A 16,986-nucleotide genomic window follows, 5' to 3' on the forward strand; every position below is an offset into this window, starting at 1 on the left:
GCCCACCTGACACAATCGCCGGATGGACGTCGAACTTCCCGAACTCCCCTTCGCCCTGCGCACATACGGCCCCGAGGGCAACTGGTCGTACGAGGGCGGTGTGCTCACCGGCTGGGCCGGACCCCGGCAGGACCGGTTCGTGCCGCCCACCGGGGAGGCGCTGGAACCCGCCTCCGACGCCCCGCGGTTGCTGGGCTGGCCCGAGGGGGACTTCCAGCTGATCGCCCGGGTCACGGTCGGTTTCGCGGGGGCGTTCGACGCGGGGGTCCTCTACGTCCATGTCGGCGAGCGGGCCTGGGCCAAGCTGTGCCTGGAGTACTCCCCGGACGTGCCCACCGTCTGCACGGTGGTCACCCGGGGCCACTCCGACGACGCCAACTCCTTCACCGTGGACGGCAGTTCGGTGTGGCTGCGGCTCAGCCGCACCGGCCGCGCCTTCGCCTTCCACGCCTCCCGCGACGGCGAACGCTGGACCTTCGTCCGCCTGTTCACCCTGGGCGGCGAGAAGGAGACGGACGCGGCCCTGGTCGGCTTCATGACCCAGTCCCCGATGGGCGAGGGCTGCGTGGTCACCTACGACCACATAGAGTTCCGCCCCCACTGGCCGGCGGACCTGAGGGACGGCAGCTGACCTGCTCTCTTGGACGCCGACCCGCTGATTCAGCCCGTCCGGCGTTTGAGGACAAGGCCCCTTCAGGGCCGTAGGGGGGTCTGGGGGCGCAGCCCCCAGCACTCACCGCAACCGCAAGGTAGCCGCCCAGGTCAGCGCCAGCGCCCCCGCACTGATCAGCAACGCCATCCTCATCCCGCCGACGAACCCACCCGCCACCAGCGACCCGAACACCGCGATCCCCAACCCCCCGGCCACCTGCCGCGCGGCGTTCAGCATCCCCGCCGCGAGCCCCGCCCGCTCCACCGGCACCGCGTCCATCATCGCCGCCGTCAGCGGCGGCACCGTCAGCGCGCACCCCAGCGCCAGCGGCACGAGCAGCACGGCCGTCAGAACCGAGGACGTGCCGGCGTCGACGTACAGCAGGAGGAGCAGACCCGTGACGGCGAGCGCCTGCCCCACCAGCATCGGCGCCCTCGCCCCGTACCGCCCCGCGACCTTGCCCGCGACCACGTTCGTCACCGCGATCAGGCCGGTCATGGGCAGGAAGGCCAGCCCGGCCCGCAGCGCCGACAGCCCCTGGACCTGCTGGAAGAAGAGCGAGAAGACGAACACCACGCTGTAGAAGGCGACGCTGACCGCCGATCCCGCCGCGACCGTCACGGCCACCGTCCGGTCGCGGAACAGGCCGAGCGGGACCACCGGGTGCGGGCTGCGCGCCTCGATCCGGAAGAACGCGACGCCCGCGAGCAGAGCCACCGCCAGGGCCGCCCAGCCCGCCGTGCCCCCCTCGATCACCGCGAACGTCACACCCGTGAGCGCCACCACCGCCGTCGCCTGCCCCGGCAGGTCCAGCGGGGCCGGCCGGCGCTCGGAGCGCGGGGCCCGCAGGAGCAGCGCCAGGATCAGCGCCCCCACCGGCAGGTTGACGAAGAAGATCCCGCGCCAGTCCCACGCCGTGGTCAGCAGGCCGCCCGCCACCGGCCCCAGCGCCACCGCCGCCGACCCGCCCGCGGCCCACGTCGCCACCGCCCGCGCCCGCCGCGCCGGCTCCGGGAACGCCTGCCGCACCAGCGCCAGCGAGGCCGGAAGCACCACGGCGGCCGCCAGGCCCTGCACCACCCGGGCGCCGATCAGCGCCGGCAGGTTCGGCGCCAGCCCGCAGGCGACCGAGGCGAGCGTGAAGACGCCGGTGCCCAGCGCGAACGCGCGGCTCGCTCCGGTGCGGTCCGAGAAGGCCCCGGTGGACAGCATCAGCGCGGCGAACGGCAGCGTGTAGGCGTCGACGACCCACTGCAGGCCGGACATCCCGGCGCCCAGGGAGGAGCCGATCGCGGGCAGGGCCACGTTCACCACGGACGCGTCGAGGCAGATCAGCGCGAAGCCGAGAAGGGCGGCGGTGAGGGTGAGCGAGGGCGAGGATTTCCTGGCCTCCATCGTCAACTCGCTTGTGACAGGGGCGAGTTCGTCGCCCTCCAGGGTCCGGTTCGTCGTCATGCGTCCATGGTGCGGATCTTCGGCGTCGTACAGTAGTGGCCTGAACGACAGGGAACCGGAGGTTCTGGCCATGCCCCAGCCGCTCGCCCCGCACCGCATCGCCGTGATCGCGCCCTCGCCCGTGTCGATGTTCAACCTCGCCATCCCCGAGCTGCTGTTCGGCAAGGTCGAGGTGGACGGCCGGCCCGGCTACGAGGTGGTCATCTGCGCCGCCGAGCCGGGACCGGTGCCCACCAGCGGCGGGCTCGACCTGTACGTCCGCCGCGGCCTCGACGCCGTGCGGGAGACGGACACGGTGATCGTCGCCGGCACCGGGGCGCCGTACGAGCCCGACCCGCGGATCGTGGCCGCCGTCAAGGAGGCGGCCGCCGACGGCAAACGCGTCGCCTCCCTGTGCACCGGCGCCTTCCAGCTCGCCGAGGCGGGGCTGCTGGAGGGCCGCAGGGCGACGACGTACTGGGCGCACGCCGAGGAACTGCGCAGGCGCTACCCGCGGGTCGACCTCCAGGGTGACGTCCTCTACGTCCAGGACGGCCCGTACGTCACCTCCTCCGGCTACGCCGCCGGCATCGACCTCTGCCTGCACGTCATCCGCACCGACTACGGCGCCGCCGTCGCCAACGAGGTCGCCCGGCGCGCCCTCGTCGCGCCCGTACGGCCCGGCGGCCAGACGCAGTTCACGCACACCCCGCTGCCCCCGGAGCGCGGCGAAGCCTGCGCCGACACCCGGGGCTGGGCCATGCGCAACCTCGACAAGCCCCTCACCCTCACCGACCTGGCCCGCCACGCGGGCGTCTCGGTACGGACCCTCACCCGCCGCTTCCACGCCGAGAGCGGCGTCAGCCCGCTGCAGTGGCTGCTGCACCAGCGCATCGAGCGCGCTAAGGAGTTGCTGGAGACCACCACGCTCCCCATGGACCAGGTGGCCCGCGCCAGCGGCCTGGGCACCGCCGACTCGCTGCGCGCCCACGTGGTCCGCCGCACCGGTCTGACGCCGAGCGCGTACCGGACGCAGTTCAGCCGCCTGGGAACCACGGCTTCCGCGGACACGTCCTCCGCTGCATGATCAGTGACCGAGTCATGGGCGCCCGGGTGATCCGCACGGTGCTGCCCGCCGAGGCCGAGGCCGTCACCGCGCTGCACGCGCGCGCCCGGGCGACCTACTACCCGGCCGGCGTCCCCGAGGACGGCACCGACTGGCTCGCCGCCTGGCGCGGTGCCATCACGCGGCCGGACGGCCAGGTGCTCTGCCTCGTCGAGCAGGGCCGCATCGTCGCCGTCGCCTCCTTCCGCACCCCGCCGGACGCCGGCGCTGAAACGGTCAAGCTCTACCAGTTCCACGTGGACCCCGACGCCTGGCGCCGTGGCGTCGGTACGGCCCTGCACACCGCCTGCGCCGAGCAGTGGCAGGCCGACGGGCGCCGCGTGGCCGTCCTCGACGTACACGTGGACAACCGCCGCGCCCAGGCCTTCTACGCCCGACAGGGCTGGGTCGCGGACCCCGGGCACCCGCCGGCCGAGGGGGACCACCACCTGTTCCTGCGGTACGCGGTCACGGGGGAATGATCCCGGCTGCTTGAACGTTCACCCACTCGGCGGAGGCGGCCTCCGTCACCGTACGAGCTGGAGAGAACATGAAGGTCGAGATCTGGTCGGACATAGCGTGCCCCTGGTGCTACGTGGGCAAGGCGCGCTTCGAGAAGGCGCTCGCCGCCTTCCCGCACCGCGACCGGGTCGAGGTGGTGCACCGCTCCTTCGAACTGGACCCCGGCCGCGCCAAGGGCGACGTCCAGCCGGTGATCTCCATGCTCACGAAGAAGTACGGCATGAGCGAGGCCCAGGCCCAGGCCGGCGAGGAGAACCTCGGCGCCCAGGCGGCCGCCGAGGGCCTGGAGTACCGCACCCGCGACCGTGACCACGGCAACACCTTCGACATGCACCGCCTGCTGCACCTCGCCAAGGAGCGGGGCCGGCAGGACGAGCTGATCCAGGTCCTGTACCGGGCGAACTTCGCCGAGGAGCGCTCAGTGTTCTCCGAGGGCGACGAGCGGCTGGTCGAGCTGGCCGTCGCCGCCGGGCTGGACGCGGAGGACGCCCGCAAGGTCCTCGCCGACCCCACCGCCTACGCCGACGACGTCCGCGCCGACGAGCGCGAGGCCGCCGAGCTCGGCGCCAACGGCGTCCCCTTCTTCGTCCTGGACCGCAAGTACGGCGTCTCCGGCGCGCAGCCCGCCGAGGTCTTCACCCAGGCGCTGACCCAGGCCTGGGGCGAGCACTCCCCGCTGCAGCTCCTCGACCAGGGCGACGCGGACGCGTGCGGCCCCGACGGATGCGCGGTACCGCGGCACTGAAGACGCAGGTCGGGGCATATCCATAAGCACCGCTTAGGGAAACCACGCAGAAATCGGCAATGGACTATGAGTTCTCCGGGGGTCAGAGTGGACCCATGGAGACCTTCGAGAGCCTGGTCCGCGCCGAGTTCGCCCCGGAGAGCACCTACCTCAACACCGCCAGCAACAGCCTGCTGCCCGCCCGCACCGTGACCGCCCTGCACCAGGCGGCGCTGCTGCGGGCGCAGGGCCGGCCGCTGACCCCGCTGCACGAGGATGTGGAGGCCTGCCGGGCCGGATACGCCCGGCTCGCCGGTGTCCCCGCCACCCGGGTGGCCGCCGGCGCCTCCGTCGCCGCGCACACCGCGGTGATCGCCGCCTCGCTGCCGTCCGGCGCCGAAGTCCTCACCGCCGAGGACGACTTCACCTCCGTACTGAACCCCTTCCACGTCCGCGGCGACCTCAAGGTCCGTTCGGTGCCGCTGGAGGGGATCGCGGAGGCCGTCCGTCCCGGCACCGCGCTGGTCGCCGTCAGCGCCGCGCAGTCCGCGGACGGCCGTGTCGCCGACCTGCCCGCCCTGCGCGAGGCGGCCCGCGCCCACGGGGCGCGCACCTACGTCGACTTCTCGCAGGCCGCCGGCTGGCTGCCGATGGACGCGGACGCCTACGACTTCAGCGCCACGGTCTCCTTCAAGTGGCTGCTCGGCCCGCACGGCGCGGCCTTCCTCGTCGTGCCGGAGGACTTCGGCGGGCTGACCCCGGTGCTCGCCGGCTGGGTCGCGGGCGAGCGGCCGTGGGAGAGCTGCTACGGCCCGGTCGCCGAACTCGCCCACTCCGCACGACGGTTCGACCTCACTCCCGCCCTCTTCACCTTCGCCGGGCTGCGCCGCTCGCTCGAGCTGATCGAGGAACTCGGCGTGGCCGCCGTCCACGCGCACGACGTGGCCCTCGCCGACCGGTTCCGCGAGGGGCTCGCGCGCCTCGGCCACGAGCCCGTCCCCGCGCCGGGCTCGGCCATCGTCTCGGTGCCCGGCCTGGGCGACCGCCAGCCCGCGCTGAGCCGTGCCGGCATCGAGGTGTCCGACCGCGCCGGCAATCTGCGCGCCTCCTTCCACCTGTACAACACGCCGGACGACGTGGACCGCCTGCTGGACGCGCTGTCCGGCTGACGGACATGACCGGGCCGGGGCCTCCCGTCCCACACGAGGAGGCCCCGGCCCGGTGCTTCAGGGGGTCACTTCACCGGAGTGAAGTCCCGGGCCCCGATGAACTCGGGGCGCCGGATCGGTGCCGCGAACGGCTCCACCGCCTTGTTCTCCACGCTGTTGAAGACGATGAAGACGTTGCTGCGCGGGAACGGCGTGATGTTGTCGCCGGAGCCGTGCATGGCGTTGCAGTCGAACCAGGTCGCCGAACCGGCCTTGCCCGTGAAGAGCTTGATGCCGTACGCGCTCGCCATCTCGGTCAGCGCCTCGTCCGAGGGCGTGCCCGCGTCCTGCATCTGCAGCGACTTCTTGTAGTTGTCCTTGGGCGTGGCGCCGGCGCAGCCCAGGAACGTCCGGTGCGAGCCGGGCATGATCATCAGCCCGCCGTTGGTGTCGTAGTTCTCGGTCAGCGCGATCGAGACGGACACCGTGCGCATGTTGGGCAGGCCGTCCTCGGCGTGCCAGGTCTCGAAGTCCGAGTGCCAGTAGAAGCCGCTGGCCCCGAAACCGGGCTTGACGTTGATCCGCGACTGGTGGACGTACACGTCCGAGCCGAGGATCTGCCGGGCCCGGCCGACGACCCGCTCGTCGCGCACCAGCTTCGCGAACACCTCGCTGATCCGGTGCACCTCGAAGACCGAGCGGATCTCCTTGGACTTCGGCTCGACGATCGACCGCTCGTCGGCCCGGATCTCCGGGTCGGTGACGAGCCGCTCCAACTCACGCTGGTAGACGCCCACTTCGTCCGGGGCGATGAGCTGGTCGACGGCGAGGAAGCCGTCCCGCTCGAACGACTGCAGATCGCCGGACGAGATCGGACCCGGTGTGTCGGGGGCGCCCCACACGACGGGGTCCTGGCGCGGGATCGACACCTCGGTGGTGCCGCGGGTGGGGTAGAGATCGGTGACGGTGGTCATGGGGTTCTCACACCTCCTCGGGTTCGGTGAGCAGCGGGTAGACGCCGTTCTCGTCGTGGTCCTCCCGGCCGGTGACGGGCGGGTTGAAGACACAGATGCAGTGGAAGTCCTCCTTGACCTTGAGCGTGTGCCGCTCGTGGCCGTTGAGGAGGTACATGGTGCCGGGCGTGATGTGGTAGGTCTGCCCGGTCTCGCGGTCGGTCAGCTCGGCGTCGCCCCGGGTGCAGACGACGGCCTCGATGTGGTTGGCGTACCACATGTGGGTCTCCGTGCCCGCGTAGAGGATCGTCTCGTGCACCGAGAAGCCGACCCTCTCCTTGGCCAGGACGATGCGCTTGCTCTCCCAGGTGCCGGACGCGGATTTCACATGCCGGTCGGTGCCTTCGATCTCCTTGAACGAACGGACGATCACTGTGCTGCACTTCTCCTTTTTCGGCGGGTTTCTCAGTGGGTCTCGCGTACGGACCGGGCGAGGACCCTCAGCCCCTCGTCGAGCTCGTCGGCCGTGATCGTCAGCGCCGGGAGCAGCTTGACGACCTCGCTCTCCGGGCCCGACGTCTCGATGAGCAGGCCGAGTTCGAAGGCGCGCCGGGCGACCCGGCTCGCGCGCTCCTTGTCGTGGAACTCCATGCCCCACACGAGTCCGCGGCCGCGGTACTCCTTGACGTCGGGGTGGTTCTCCTCGGCGATGGCGGCCAGCGCCCGCTCGACCTGCTCGCCGCGCGTGCGGGTCTGCTTCTCCATCGCCGAGCCGTCCGCCCAGTACGCCTCCAGTGCGGCGGTGGCCGTGACGAAGGCGGGGTTGTTGCCGCGGAAGGTGCCGTTGTGCTCGCCCGGCTCCCAGATGTCCAGCTCCGGCTTGAACAGGCACAGCGACATGGGCAGTCCGTAGCCGCTGATGGACTTGGAGACGGTGACGATGTCGGGCGTGATGCCGGCCTCCTCGAAGGAGAAGAAGGCGCCGGTGCGGCCGCAGCCCATCTGGATGTCGTCGACGATGAGCAGCATGTCCTGCCGCTCGCACAGCTCGGCGAGCGCGCGCAGCCACTCGGGGCGCGCCACGTTGATGCCGCCCTCGCCCTGCACGGTCTCCACGATCACCGCGGCGGGCTTGTTCAGACCGGAGCCCTGGTCCTCCAGCAGCCGCTCGAACCACAGGAAGTCCGGGACCTTGCCCTCGAAGTAGTTGTCGAACGGCATGGGCGTGCCGTGGACCAGCGGGATGCCGGCGCCGGCCCGCTTGAAGGCGTTGCCGGTGACGGCGAGGGAGCCGAGCGACATGCCGTGGAAGGCGTTGGTGAAGGACACGATGGCCTCGCGGCCCTTCACCTTCCGGGCCAGCTTGAGAGCCGACTCGACGGCGTTGGTGCCCGTCGGGCCGGGGAACATGACCTTGTACGGCAGGTCGCGCGGGCGCAGCACCAGGTCCTGGAAGGTCTGCAGGAAGGACCGCTTGGCGGTGGTCGACATGTCGAGCCCGTGCGTGACGCCGTCCCGCTCCAGGTAGTCGATCAACGCCCGTTTCAGGACCGGGTTGTTGTGGCCGTAGTTGAGCGAGCCGGCGCCGGCGAAGAAGTCCAGGTACTCGTGGCCGTCCTCGTCGTACATACGGCTGCCGTGCGCACGGTCGAAGACGGTGGGCCAGCCGCGGCAGTAGCTGCGCACCTCGGACTCGAGGGTCTCGAAGACGCTGAGGTCGGGCTGGGTGATGGTCACGACGAATCGCTCCTCGTTGCGTGGGGGAGTGCGTGGGGTCGTCAGGTGCGAGTGAGGGAGTGGGGGTGGGGGGTGGGGCAGTGCGCCGGCGTCAGAGGGAGAGCGGGCCGATGCGGTACAGGACTTCGGGGTCGTGCGGGCCGTCGGGGAACAGGCCGGTGTCGAACAGCACCTCGCGTTCCACGTCGGCGCCGTGCCGCTCGGCGAACGAGGTGAACAGGCGCTCGGAGGCGGTGTTGCCGGGCGTGATGGTGCTCTCGACGGCGGTGATCCGGTGTTCGGCGGAGCACCGGACGACGAGCCCGTCCAGCAGCGCGGCGGCCAGTCCCCGCCCGCGCTGGGCCTCGTCCACCGCCACCTGCCAGATCAGCAGGGTGCGCGGACGGTCCGGCCGGACGTAGCCGGTGACGAAGCCGACGGCCTCGCCGTGCTCGTCGCGCGCCACGGCCGAGGTGGCGGCGAAGTCGCGGCACCACAGCAGATAGCTGTACGACGAGTTCAGGTCGAGCACCTTCGAGTCGCGCGCTATCCGCCACAGCGCGGCGCCGTCCGTTACCGAGGGACGGTCGATTTGCAACTGTGCTGAGTCGGCTTGTGCGGCAGTCATGCGAATTGAACTTACCGAGAGGAATTCAAAAATGCATGGCCGATCGGGGTTACGTATGAGCGGTGCGTGTGTTATCGCGCGGGCGCGAGTCGATCTTGCAACCGGGCCGAAAGAGCCCGTTTTGTGCGGTAAATACCGCACAAAACGGGCCGCTTGTGTAACGCGTCACAACCGTGTAACCCTCACGAGATCTGCGCGAATTACCCCCGTCGGCGTTCGCGAAATCTTTGCGTTTAGGACCGGCGAGAGCGGGCAGAAGAAAACGGGAAGCTACCCGGAAAAACTATAGAGTAATAATGCCGAATTCAGGCGCCGGTAACTCCGTCGATACGCTCGCGAAGGATATCCGCGTGTCCGTTGTGCCGGGCGTACTCCTCGATCATGTGAATGAGCACCCACCGCAGACTCACCTCGGTACCGGCCATCGGGCCGTCGGCCAGACGCCCGGTCCGGTCGAGCGGCCGCCCGGCGGACAGCTCCCGTCCCCGGGCGATCTCCCGGCGCCAGGTGTCCAGCGCCTCCTGCAGCCCCCGCGCGGGATCGAGCCCGTACCCGCTCTCGTTCCCCTCCCCGTACACCGGCGGCACGTCCAGCCCCGCCACCGTCCGCTGGAACCAGTTCCGCTCCACCTCGGCCATGTGCTGCACCAGCCCGAGCAGCGTGAGCACCGACGGCTCGGCCGCCGCGGCCCGCACCTGGGCGTCGTCCAGCTCCTTGCACTTCAGCTCCAGCGTGGCGCGATGGAAGTCGAGCCAGCTGTCGAGCATGGGGCGTTCGTCGCCGGTGAGATGGGGGACGGGGCGGCCGTCGGGAAGGGTGGGGCGCGTATCGGTGGTCATGCGGGCAGCATGGCACGCGGGTCCGACAGTGAGGCGTCGTTCCGGCCGCGGTCAGCGCCAGGCGTCCTCCGCCGCCCGGCGCGCCCCCTCCGGGTCCACCGCCAGACCCTTCTCCGCCAGCGCGGCCCCCAGCGCCGCCAGGCATCCCTGCACGACCTCCACCCTCGCGTCAGGGCCGTAGTGATTGACCCGGATCATCTCCTTGGCCAACGCGCCCCCGCCGGCGGCCAGCGGCAGCGCCGGGTCCGTCGCCAGGGCCCGCGCCACCAGCTCCGACGCCACCACGCCGGCGGGCGGCCTGAGGGTCGTGGCCACGGGCGCCGCCTCCCGCGCCCGGTGGACGTACGGCTCCAGACCGCCGCCCAGGGCCACCGCCCCGGCCCGGGTGGCCGCGGCCGCCGCGCGGTGCCGGCCCATCACCGCGTCGAGCCCCTGCGCCTCGATCCGCTCGACGCAGGCCTCCAGCGCGAGCATCTCCAACTGCGCCGGAGCGTGCGGCAGTACCTTCCGGCCGCCGTCGAGCCACCGCTCCTTCCAGTCCAGCAGGGAGAGGTAGGACCGGCGCGGCGCCCCGGGGTTCGCCGCCATCCGCGCCCACGCCCGCGCACTCACCGACACCGCCGACACCCCGGCCGGACCGCCCATCGCCTTCTGTGCCCCGATCACGCACAGGTCCACGCCCCACGCGTCCACCAGCACCGGCTCGGCCCCGACGGAGGCCACCGCGTCCAGGTAGAACAGCGCGCCCCGCTCCCGTACCACCTCGCCGATCTCCGCGACCGGGTTGGTGTTGCCGGTCGCCGCCTCCGCGTGCACCAGGGAGACGAAGTCGATCTCCGGGTGCTCGGCGAAGGCCTCCCGGATCTGCCCGGCGCTCACCGCCGTGTGGAACGGCACCGCCAGGTCGATCACCGTGGCCCCGCAGTCCCGCAGCCAGTTCCCGAACGTCTGCCCGTACGGCCCGGTGATCACGTTCAGGGCGGTGTTCCCGGGACCCACCGTCCCGCGGATCGCCCCTTCCAGCGGCAGCAACGCCTCGCCCTGCATGATCACGACGTCGTGCTCGGTGCCGAGCAGCCGGGCCACCCGGTCCTCGACGGAGGCGAAGTGCGCGGCGCTCAGCGGGGGCAGATCGAGGAAGGGGTGGGTCACAGCGGTGCTCTCTCTTCGCTCACGAGTGGTCGGCTCAGTCGAGGGTATCCGCCCCTCGTGCCCCTCCCGTGGACTCCTGCCGCTTGCGACTTCTTAGGCCGGGCGGCCTCACGACCATCGGTTTGATTTGAGAGACCCAAACTTCTCCTTATAATCGGAACCCACAGTTCCCACACAGGAGGCCACCCCGTGACAACGTTCTCCGGGCGCCGGACCCGCGTCCTGGCCGCCACCACCGCCACGGCCGGGCTGGTGCTCGTGGCCGCCTGCACCTCCAGCGGCAACGGCGGCAGCGGCAGCAAGACCGCCGCCGGCGGGGTCGAGCTCGTCAAGCCCGGACAGCTCACCACCTGCACCCATCTGCCCTACCCGCCGTTCCAGTCGGAGATCAACGGCAAGGTGCAGGGCTTCGACGTGTCGATGATCGACCTCGTCGCCAAGGACCTCGGCGTGAAGCAGCAGATCCTCGACACGCCCTTCGAGAACTTCAAGACCGGCGCCTTCCTCAACTCCGGCGAATGCGACCTGGCGGCGGCCGGCATGACCATCACCGCCGAGCGCAAGAAGAACGTCGACTTCTCCGACCCCTACTTCGACGCCACCCAGGCCCTGCTCGTCGACAAGAACAGCGGCATCACCTCGCTCGCCGACGCCAAGGCGAAGAAGGTCAAGCTCGGCGCCCAGGCGCAGACCACGGGCGAGGACTACGCCAAGAAGCAGGGCTTCGACCCGGTCTCCTTCGAGTCCTCCGACGCCGTCCTCAACGGCCTGCGCACCGGCCAGGTCAAGGCCGTCGTCATCGACTACCCGGTCGTCCAGGGCTGGCTGAAGAAGAAGGCCAACGCGAACGCCTTCAAGCTCGCCGGCCAGATCAACACCGGTGAGCAGTACGGCTTCACGGTGAAGAAGGGCAACACCAAGCTCCTCGCCGCCGTCAACAAGGCGATCAAGAACGCGAAGGCCGACGGCACGTACAAGAAGCTGTACGAGAAGTGGATCGGCCCTTACAACGCCGCCGCGGCCTCCCCGTCCGCCTCATGACCACCACCGACGTACGACTCCAGCCGAAGAAGAAGGGGTTGACCCGGCGGCAGAAGCGCAGTCTGTCGCGGGGAGTCCAGTACGTCGTCTTCGTCGCCGCCGTGATCGCCTTCGCGGTCTCGGCGGACTGGGGGCGGCTGAAGAACCAGTTCGCGCAGGGCAGCATCGCCAAGCAGATGTTCCCGGACGTCATCACGCTGGCGCTGAAGAACACCGTCCTGTACACGCTGTCCGGGTTCGTGGTGGGACTGGCGCTGGGCATGGTCATCGCCCTGATGCGGCTGTCGTCCGTGGGGCCCTACCGCTGGCTCGCCGGCGTCTACATCGAGATCTTCCGCGGTCTGCCGGCCCTGCTGATCTTCATCTTCATCGGGGTCGCCGTCCCCCTCGCCTTCCCGGGCACGGAGATCGTCGGCGGCACGTACGGGAAGGTGGCCCTGGCCCTCGGCCTGGTCGCCGCCGCCTACATGGCGGAGACCATCCGCGCCGGCATCCAGGCGGTGCCCAAGGGGCAGATGGAGGCGGCCCGTTCCCTGGGCTTCTCGCCGGCCCGCGCGATGATCTCCATCATCGTCCCGCAGGCGTTCCGCATCATCCTCCCGCCGCTGACCAACGAACTCGTCCTCCTCTTCAAGGACTCCTCGCTGGTCCTCTTCCTCGGCGTCACCCTGGAGGAGCGCGAACTGTCCAAGTACGGCCGCGACCTGGCCAGTACGACCGCCAACTCCACGCCCATCCTCGTCGCCGGCCTGTGCTACCTGCTGGTCACCATCCCGCTCGGCTTCGTCGTGCGCCGCATGGAGGCGAAGGCCCAGGAGGCCGTCAAATGAGCGAACAGCGGCCTTCGGCGGGCCCGGAGATCGAAGTCCGGGGCCTGCACAAGTCGTTCGGGGACAACGAGGTCCTGCGCGGCATCGACCTGGAGATCGGCCAGGGCGAGGTCGTGTGCGTCATCGGCCCCTCGGGGTCGGGCAAGTCGACGCTGCTGCGGTGCGTGAACCTGCTGGAGGAGCCGACCAAGGGGCAGGTCTTCGTCGGCGGCACCGAACTCACCGACCCGGACGTCGACATCGACGCCGTACGCCGCCGTATCGGCATGGTCTTCCAGCAGTTCAACCTCTTCCCGCACCTGACGGTCACCGAGAACCTCACCCTGCCCCAGCGCCGGGTGCTGCGCCGGGACAAGGCCGCGGCCGCCAAGGTCGCCGCCGAGAACCTGGAGCGGGTGGGACTGTCGGAGAAGGCGGACGCCTACCCCGCCTCCCTCTCCGGCGGCCAGCAGCAGCGGGTGGCGATCGCCCGCTCGCTGTCCATGGGCCCCGAGGTGATGCTCTTCGACGAGCCGACCTCGGCGCTCGACCCGGAACTGGTCGGGGACGTCCTCGCGGTGATGCGCATGCTCGCCGACGAGGGCATGACCATGATGGTCGTCACGCACGAGATGACGTTCGCCCGCGAGGTCGCCGACCGGGTCGTCTTCATGGACGGCGGGGTGATCGTCGAGGACGGCAGCCCCGGACAGGTCATCGGCGCCCCGCGCCACGAGCGCACCCGCCACTTCCTCTCCCGGCTGCTCGATCCCGCGATGGCGCAGGTGGAGGAGGAGACCTCGGACCAGGTGGGCGGCAGCGGCTGAGACGCACGTGCGAAACGGGGACATACATTCCTCTGTCGCCCACACGGCCGGAACCGCCATCATTCGGGCCATGACGACTCATGACGAGCCCGCGGGCTTCGGCCCCGGCACCCTCCTGCCCGCACTGCCGGAGGACTGGGAGCGCTGCCTGGCCGTGGCCGCCCATCCGGACGACATCGAGTACGGGACGGCCTCGGCCGTGGCCCGCTGGACGGCCCGGGGCAAGCGGGTGACCTATCTGCTGGCCACGCGCGGCGAGGCGGGCATCGACGGACTGCACCCCGACGAGGCGGGGCCGCTGCGCGAGGCGGAGGAACGCGCCGGCGCCCGCGAAGTGGGCGTGGAGACGGTCGAGTTCCTCGACCACCGGGACGGGATCGTCGAGTACGGCCCGGCCCTGCGCCGCGACATCGTGCGGGCGATCCGCCGGCACCGGCCCGAGGTGCTGGTCACGGGCGCCCGTACCGTGCGCATGATCGGCGGCATGGTCAACCAGGCCGACCACCGCGCGGTGGGCCTCGCGGCGCTCGACGCGGCCCGGGACGCGGGCAACCGGTGGGTCTTCCCCGAACTTTCCGACGAGGGCCTCGAACCCTGGGGCGGCGTGCGCTTCGTGTGCTTCGCCGGCGCCGAGCGGCCCACCCACGGCGTGGACGTCTCCGGCGAACCGCTGGAGCGGGGCATCGCCTCCCTGGCCGCCCACGCCGAGTACACCAAGGGCCTCGGCGCGGCCGCCTTCGAGCCGCGGCCCTTCCTGACCTGGGTCGCCCGCCGGGGCGGCCCCGCGCTCGGCGTCGAGGCCGCCGTCCTGTTCGACGTCTACCCCCTGGCCTTCGAGGGACCGCCGCCCTGGGAGCAGTGACGGACAGGTCCTAAGGTGCGGGGCATGAGCGAACACGCGGTGCTGCACGTGAAGGGCCGGATCCTGGCCGGGGCCGAGGACGTCCGGGACGAACTGTGGGTGATCGACGGACGGATCTCCTACGACCGTCCCGCGGGCGCCCGCGACGTGACGACCGTCGACGGCTGGGCCCTGCCCGGCCTGGTCGACGCCCACTGCCATGTCGGGCTCGGCCCGCACGGCCCGGTGCCCGAGGACGTGGCCGAGAAGCAGGCGCTGACCGACCGGGACGCGGGCACCCTGCTCATCCGCGACGCCGGCTCCCCCTCGGACACCCGCTGGGTCGACGACCGCGAGGACCTGCCGAAGATCGTCCGGGCCGGCCGGCACATCGCCCGCACCGGCCGCTACATGCGCGGCTACGCCCACGAGATCGAGCCGGAGGACCTGGTCGAGTACGTCGCCCGGGAGGCCCGGCGCGGCGACGGCTGGGTCAAGCTGGTCGGCGACTGGATCGACCGCGGCCTCGGCGACCTGGCGCCCAGCTGGCCGCGGGACGCCGTCGAGGCCGCCATCGCCGAGGCGCACCGGCAGGGCGCCCGCGTCACCGCGCACTGCTTCGCCGAGAACTCCCTGAAGGACCTGGTCGAGGCCGGCATCGACTGCATCGAGCACGCCACCGGACTGACCGACGACCTGATCCCGCTCTTCGCCGAGCGCGGCGTCGCCATCGTCCCCACCCTCGTCAACATCGCGACGTTCCCCGAGCTCGCGGCCGGCGGCGAGCGGAAGTACCCCGAGTGGGCCGCGCACATGCGCCGCCTGCACGAGCGCCGCTACGACACCGTGCGCGGCGCCTACGACGCCGGGATCCCGGTCTTCGTCGGCACCGACGCGGGCGGTCACCTCGCCCACGGTCTGGTGGCGGGCGAGGTCGCCGAGCTGGTCGCCGCGGGCATCCCCGCCGTCGAGGCCCTGTCGGCCACCACCTGGGGTGCGCGGAAGTGGCTCGGGCGGCCGGGACTGGAGGAGGGCGCGGCGGCGGACCTCGTGGTGTACGAGGACGACCCGCGGGCCGACGTACGGGTGCTGGCGGCGCCGCGGCGGATCGTGCTGAACGGGCGTGTCGTCGGCTAGTTGACGCGGCGTGCGCCGTCCCGTGCGCCGGTTCGTCGACCGCCGTGTTCGGACGGCGGGCGGTGCGGCGGTGAAAGCGTGGAACGCCTGTGCCCTGCGATTCGAAAATGTTCACGTCGAAAGCACGATGGGGTGAACTGGCGCCGGACGGCCGCCTGTTCACCCGTGGTGCGTAATTCTTGGCGGGTCCCGAGCAAGTCTCCTCTGAGGGGTCCCCACCTTGAACGGCAAGAAATTCCGCATGCCCGCACGCCGTCTCGCCACCGTCGCGACGGCGACCGCCCTGGCCGCCGGTCCCGCGGCCCTCGCCGCCGCGGGCACCGCGCACGCCACCGGCGACCAGGGGCGCGCGAGCGCCGTCGTCCTGCGCACCGGGCTCGACGTCTCCCTGCTCAACAAGACCGTGAACGTCCCCCTCGCGGTCTCCCTGAACCAGGTCCAGGCACCGCAGAGCGCCGAGAAGACCGCGCTCACCGCGACCCTTGACGGCGTGAACGGCGGAAAGCCGTTCAGCGTCCTGGCCGCGGAGGTGGCGACGGCGAAGGCGACCGTCACCCCCGCCAAGGCCGAGGGCTACACCAACCTCGTCCACGCCAGGCTGCACGTCCCCGGGCTGCCCCTGCTGTCCCTCGTCGAGATCGGCCAGGTCACCTCGAAGGCGACCTGCGCGGCCGGCGAGGCACCGGTCGCCGACTCCAACCTGCTCGGCGGCGTCACCGTCCTCGGCAAGAAGGTCACCGTCACGACCGGCGGCACGACCGACGTGAAGGTGCCCGGCATCGGCGAGGTCCGCCTGGACCTGTCCAAGAGGGAGACGACCTCGCGCACGGCCGCGGCCACCGCGCTGGAACTCAAGGTCTCCGTCAACCCGTTGAAGCTCAACGTGGCCGAGGTCGAGGGCACCCTCACCCTGGCGAAGGCGACCTGCGAGGCACCGCCCGCGCCGGCCGCGCAGCCGAGCACGGCACCCTCCGGCGACCCCGGTGACGTCAAGCCGCAGGGCGGCCCCGGCAACGAGGCCAACCTCGCCGAGACCGGCGGGAGTTCGCTGACGCCGTACCTCGCGGGAGGGGCGGTCGCCCTGGTCGTGGCGGGCGGCGGCGCCCTGGCCCTGGCCCGCCGCGGCCGCAACTGACGCGTCCGCCCCTCAACCGGCCCACGCGGCACGGCCGTCGGTGACACTGGCCGTGCCCGTGGGGCTCGGCGGGCAGCCGGCGTCATCGGGCCTTGTGGCCCGGTCGCGCGCTGTCGGCGGCGGCCACTTCTCGCCGAGCCGGGCGGAGCCGACCGCGACCGCCGGGGCCTTGCCGACAACCGGCCCGTGCGGCACGCCGGCCGTGTCCCGGGGGGCTCGGCGGGCGGCCGGCGTCATCGGGCCTTGTGGCCCGGTCGCGCGCTGTCGGCGGCGGCCACTTCTCGCCGAGCCGGGCGGAGCCGACCGCGACCGCCGGGGCCTTG

Annotated in this window: 18 protein-coding genes; 11 read left to right on the forward strand and 7 right to left on the reverse strand. The window is 71.6% G+C overall.

Annotated features, from left to right (window positions below; all coding sequences use genetic code 11):
- Positions 1 to 22 precede the first annotated feature (22 nt).
- Positions 23 to 631, forward strand: coding sequence for a DUF1349 domain-containing protein (locus ACIGDI_RS36820; protein WP_399906205.1), 609 nt, complete (start codon positions 23 to 25; stop codon positions 629 to 631).
- Between the two features lie 102 nt (positions 632 to 733).
- Here the strand turns inward: ACIGDI_RS36820 and ACIGDI_RS36825 are convergent, their stop codons facing one another.
- A complete protein-coding gene (locus ACIGDI_RS36825; protein ID WP_399906208.1) occupies positions 734 to 2,107 on the reverse strand; it encodes an MFS transporter in 1,374 nt (457 codons plus the stop codon).
- A 70-nt stretch (positions 2,108 to 2,177) separates the two neighbouring features.
- Here ACIGDI_RS36825 and ACIGDI_RS36830 point away from each other — a divergent pair, with 70 nt between their 5' ends.
- From ACIGDI_RS36830 to ACIGDI_RS36845, 4 genes are all read left to right on the forward strand, one after another.
- Entirely contained in the window at positions 2,178 to 3,173 is a 996-nt protein-coding gene (locus tag ACIGDI_RS36830; RefSeq protein WP_399906210.1) for a GlxA family transcriptional regulator, read from the forward strand.
- Complete coding sequence (locus ACIGDI_RS36835; protein ID WP_399906213.1) at positions 3,170 to 3,673, forward strand: GNAT family N-acetyltransferase; 504 nt, start codon at positions 3,170 to 3,172, stop codon at positions 3,671 to 3,673. The genes ACIGDI_RS36830 and ACIGDI_RS36835 overlap by 4 nt, the downstream gene beginning before the upstream one ends.
- 68 nt (positions 3,674 to 3,741) lie before the next feature.
- Entirely contained in the window at positions 3,742 to 4,458 is a 717-nt protein-coding gene (locus ACIGDI_RS36840) for a DsbA family oxidoreductase (protein ID WP_399906216.1), read from the forward strand.
- 95 nt (positions 4,459 to 4,553) lie between these two features.
- Positions 4,554 to 5,606 (forward strand): aminotransferase class V-fold PLP-dependent enzyme, encoded by a 1,053-nt coding sequence (locus ACIGDI_RS36845; RefSeq protein WP_272175505.1) that lies wholly within the window; start codon positions 4,554 to 4,556, stop codon positions 5,604 to 5,606.
- Between the two features lie 65 nt (positions 5,607 to 5,671).
- Here ACIGDI_RS36845 and thpD read toward each other — a convergent pair whose 3' ends face one another.
- The 6 genes from thpD to ACIGDI_RS36875 all read right to left on the reverse strand — a co-directional run bounded on the left by thpD (position 5,672) and on the right by ACIGDI_RS36875 (position 10,873).
- On the reverse strand, positions 5,672 to 6,559 hold the full coding sequence (thpD, locus tag ACIGDI_RS36850) for an ectoine hydroxylase (protein WP_399906219.1): 888 nt from the start codon (positions 6,557 to 6,559) through the stop codon (positions 5,672 to 5,674).
- A gap of 7 nt (positions 6,560 to 6,566) precedes the next feature.
- On the reverse strand, positions 6,567 to 6,971 hold the full coding sequence (locus ACIGDI_RS36855) for an ectoine synthase (protein ID WP_200700469.1): 405 nt from the start codon (positions 6,969 to 6,971) through the stop codon (positions 6,567 to 6,569).
- Between the two features lie 32 nt (positions 6,972 to 7,003).
- Positions 7,004 to 8,275: a diaminobutyrate--2-oxoglutarate transaminase gene (gene ectB, locus ACIGDI_RS36860; protein WP_399906222.1), complete on the reverse strand. Its 1,272-nt coding sequence runs from the start codon at positions 8,273 to 8,275 to the stop codon at positions 7,004 to 7,006.
- A 91-nt stretch (positions 8,276 to 8,366) separates the two neighbouring features.
- Entirely contained in the window at positions 8,367 to 8,882 is a 516-nt protein-coding gene (ectA, locus tag ACIGDI_RS36865) for a diaminobutyrate acetyltransferase (RefSeq protein ID WP_399906225.1), read from the reverse strand.
- A gap of 305 nt (positions 8,883 to 9,187) precedes the next feature.
- Positions 9,188 to 9,721, reverse strand: a complete 534-nt coding sequence (locus ACIGDI_RS36870) for a DinB family protein (RefSeq protein ID WP_399906228.1) — start codon at positions 9,719 to 9,721, stop codon at positions 9,188 to 9,190.
- 51 nt (positions 9,722 to 9,772) lie between these two features.
- The gene (locus ACIGDI_RS36875) at positions 9,773 to 10,873 is read right to left on the reverse strand and encodes a pyridoxal-phosphate-dependent aminotransferase family protein (protein WP_399906230.1); all 1,101 of its coding nucleotides are present in this window, start codon (positions 10,871 to 10,873) and stop codon (positions 9,773 to 9,775) included.
- Positions 10,874 to 11,062: 189 nt separating this feature from the next.
- Between ACIGDI_RS36875 and ACIGDI_RS36880 the strand changes: the two genes are divergently transcribed.
- The 6 genes from ACIGDI_RS36880 to ACIGDI_RS36905 all read left to right on the forward strand — a co-directional run bounded on the left by ACIGDI_RS36880 (position 11,063) and on the right by ACIGDI_RS36905 (position 16,663).
- Positions 11,063 to 11,914 carry a transporter substrate-binding domain-containing protein gene (locus tag ACIGDI_RS36880; RefSeq protein WP_399906233.1) on the forward strand — a complete coding sequence of 284 codons (852 nt, stop codon included), beginning with the start codon at positions 11,063 to 11,065 and terminating at the stop codon, positions 11,912 to 11,914.
- Positions 11,911 to 12,744 (forward strand): amino acid ABC transporter permease, encoded by an 834-nt coding sequence (locus ACIGDI_RS36885; protein ID WP_200700475.1) that lies wholly within the window; start codon positions 11,911 to 11,913, stop codon positions 12,742 to 12,744. Before ACIGDI_RS36880 ends, ACIGDI_RS36885 begins: the two co-directional genes overlap by 4 nt.
- Positions 12,741 to 13,550, forward strand: coding sequence for an amino acid ABC transporter ATP-binding protein (locus ACIGDI_RS36890; protein WP_399906237.1), 810 nt, complete (start codon positions 12,741 to 12,743; stop codon positions 13,548 to 13,550). The genes ACIGDI_RS36885 and ACIGDI_RS36890 overlap by 4 nt, the downstream gene beginning before the upstream one ends.
- Before the next feature lie 70 nt (positions 13,551 to 13,620).
- A complete protein-coding gene (locus ACIGDI_RS36895) occupies positions 13,621 to 14,412 on the forward strand; it encodes a PIG-L deacetylase family protein (protein ID WP_399906240.1) in 792 nt (263 codons plus the stop codon).
- 24 nt (positions 14,413 to 14,436) lie between these two features.
- Positions 14,437 to 15,528 carry an amidohydrolase family protein gene (locus ACIGDI_RS36900; protein ID WP_399906242.1) on the forward strand — a complete coding sequence of 364 codons (1,092 nt, stop codon included), beginning with the start codon at positions 14,437 to 14,439 and terminating at the stop codon, positions 15,526 to 15,528.
- Positions 15,529 to 15,748: 220 nt separating this feature from the next.
- On the forward strand, positions 15,749 to 16,663 hold the full coding sequence (locus tag ACIGDI_RS36905) for an SCO1860 family LAETG-anchored protein (RefSeq protein ID WP_399906245.1): 915 nt from the start codon (positions 15,749 to 15,751) through the stop codon (positions 16,661 to 16,663).
- Positions 16,664 to 16,986 lie beyond the last annotated feature (323 nt).

The organism is Streptomyces sp. NPDC085900 (genome assembly GCF_044540925.1).
In the GTDB taxonomy this organism is placed as follows: Bacteria; Actinomycetota; Actinomycetes; order Streptomycetales; family Streptomycetaceae; genus Streptomyces; species Streptomyces gilvifuscus.

Coding starts and splice junctions, on each gene's coding strand:
- ACIGDI_RS36885 (WP_200700475.1), top strand. CDS start 11,911: ATGACCACCACCGACGTACGACTCCAGCCGAAGAAGAAGGGGTTGACC.
- ACIGDI_RS36820 (WP_399906205.1), top strand. CDS start 23: ATGGACGTCGAACTTCCCGAACTCCCCTTCGCCCTGCGCACATACGGC.
- thpD (WP_399906219.1), bottom strand. CDS start 6,559: ATGACCACCGTCACCGATCTCTACCCCACCCGCGGCACCACCGAGGTG.
- ACIGDI_RS36845 (WP_272175505.1), top strand. CDS start 4,554: ATGGAGACCTTCGAGAGCCTGGTCCGCGCCGAGTTCGCCCCGGAGAGC.
- ACIGDI_RS36830 (WP_399906210.1), top strand. CDS start 2,178: ATGCCCCAGCCGCTCGCCCCGCACCGCATCGCCGTGATCGCGCCCTCG.
- ectA (WP_399906225.1), bottom strand. CDS start 8,882: ATGACTGCCGCACAAGCCGACTCAGCACAGTTGCAAATCGACCGTCCC.
- ACIGDI_RS36840 (WP_399906216.1), top strand. CDS start 3,742: ATGAAGGTCGAGATCTGGTCGGACATAGCGTGCCCCTGGTGCTACGTG.
- ACIGDI_RS36870 (WP_399906228.1), bottom strand. CDS start 9,721: ATGACCACCGATACGCGCCCCACCCTTCCCGACGGCCGCCCCGTCCCC.
- ACIGDI_RS36835 (WP_399906213.1), top strand. CDS start 3,170: ATGATCAGTGACCGAGTCATGGGCGCCCGGGTGATCCGCACGGTGCTG.
- ACIGDI_RS36895 (WP_399906240.1), top strand. CDS start 13,621: ATGACGACTCATGACGAGCCCGCGGGCTTCGGCCCCGGCACCCTCCTG.
- ACIGDI_RS36900 (WP_399906242.1), top strand. CDS start 14,437: ATGAGCGAACACGCGGTGCTGCACGTGAAGGGCCGGATCCTGGCCGGG.
- ACIGDI_RS36890 (WP_399906237.1), top strand. CDS start 12,741: ATGAGCGAACAGCGGCCTTCGGCGGGCCCGGAGATCGAAGTCCGGGGC.
- ACIGDI_RS36825 (WP_399906208.1), bottom strand. CDS start 2,107: ATGACGACGAACCGGACCCTGGAGGGCGACGAACTCGCCCCTGTCACA.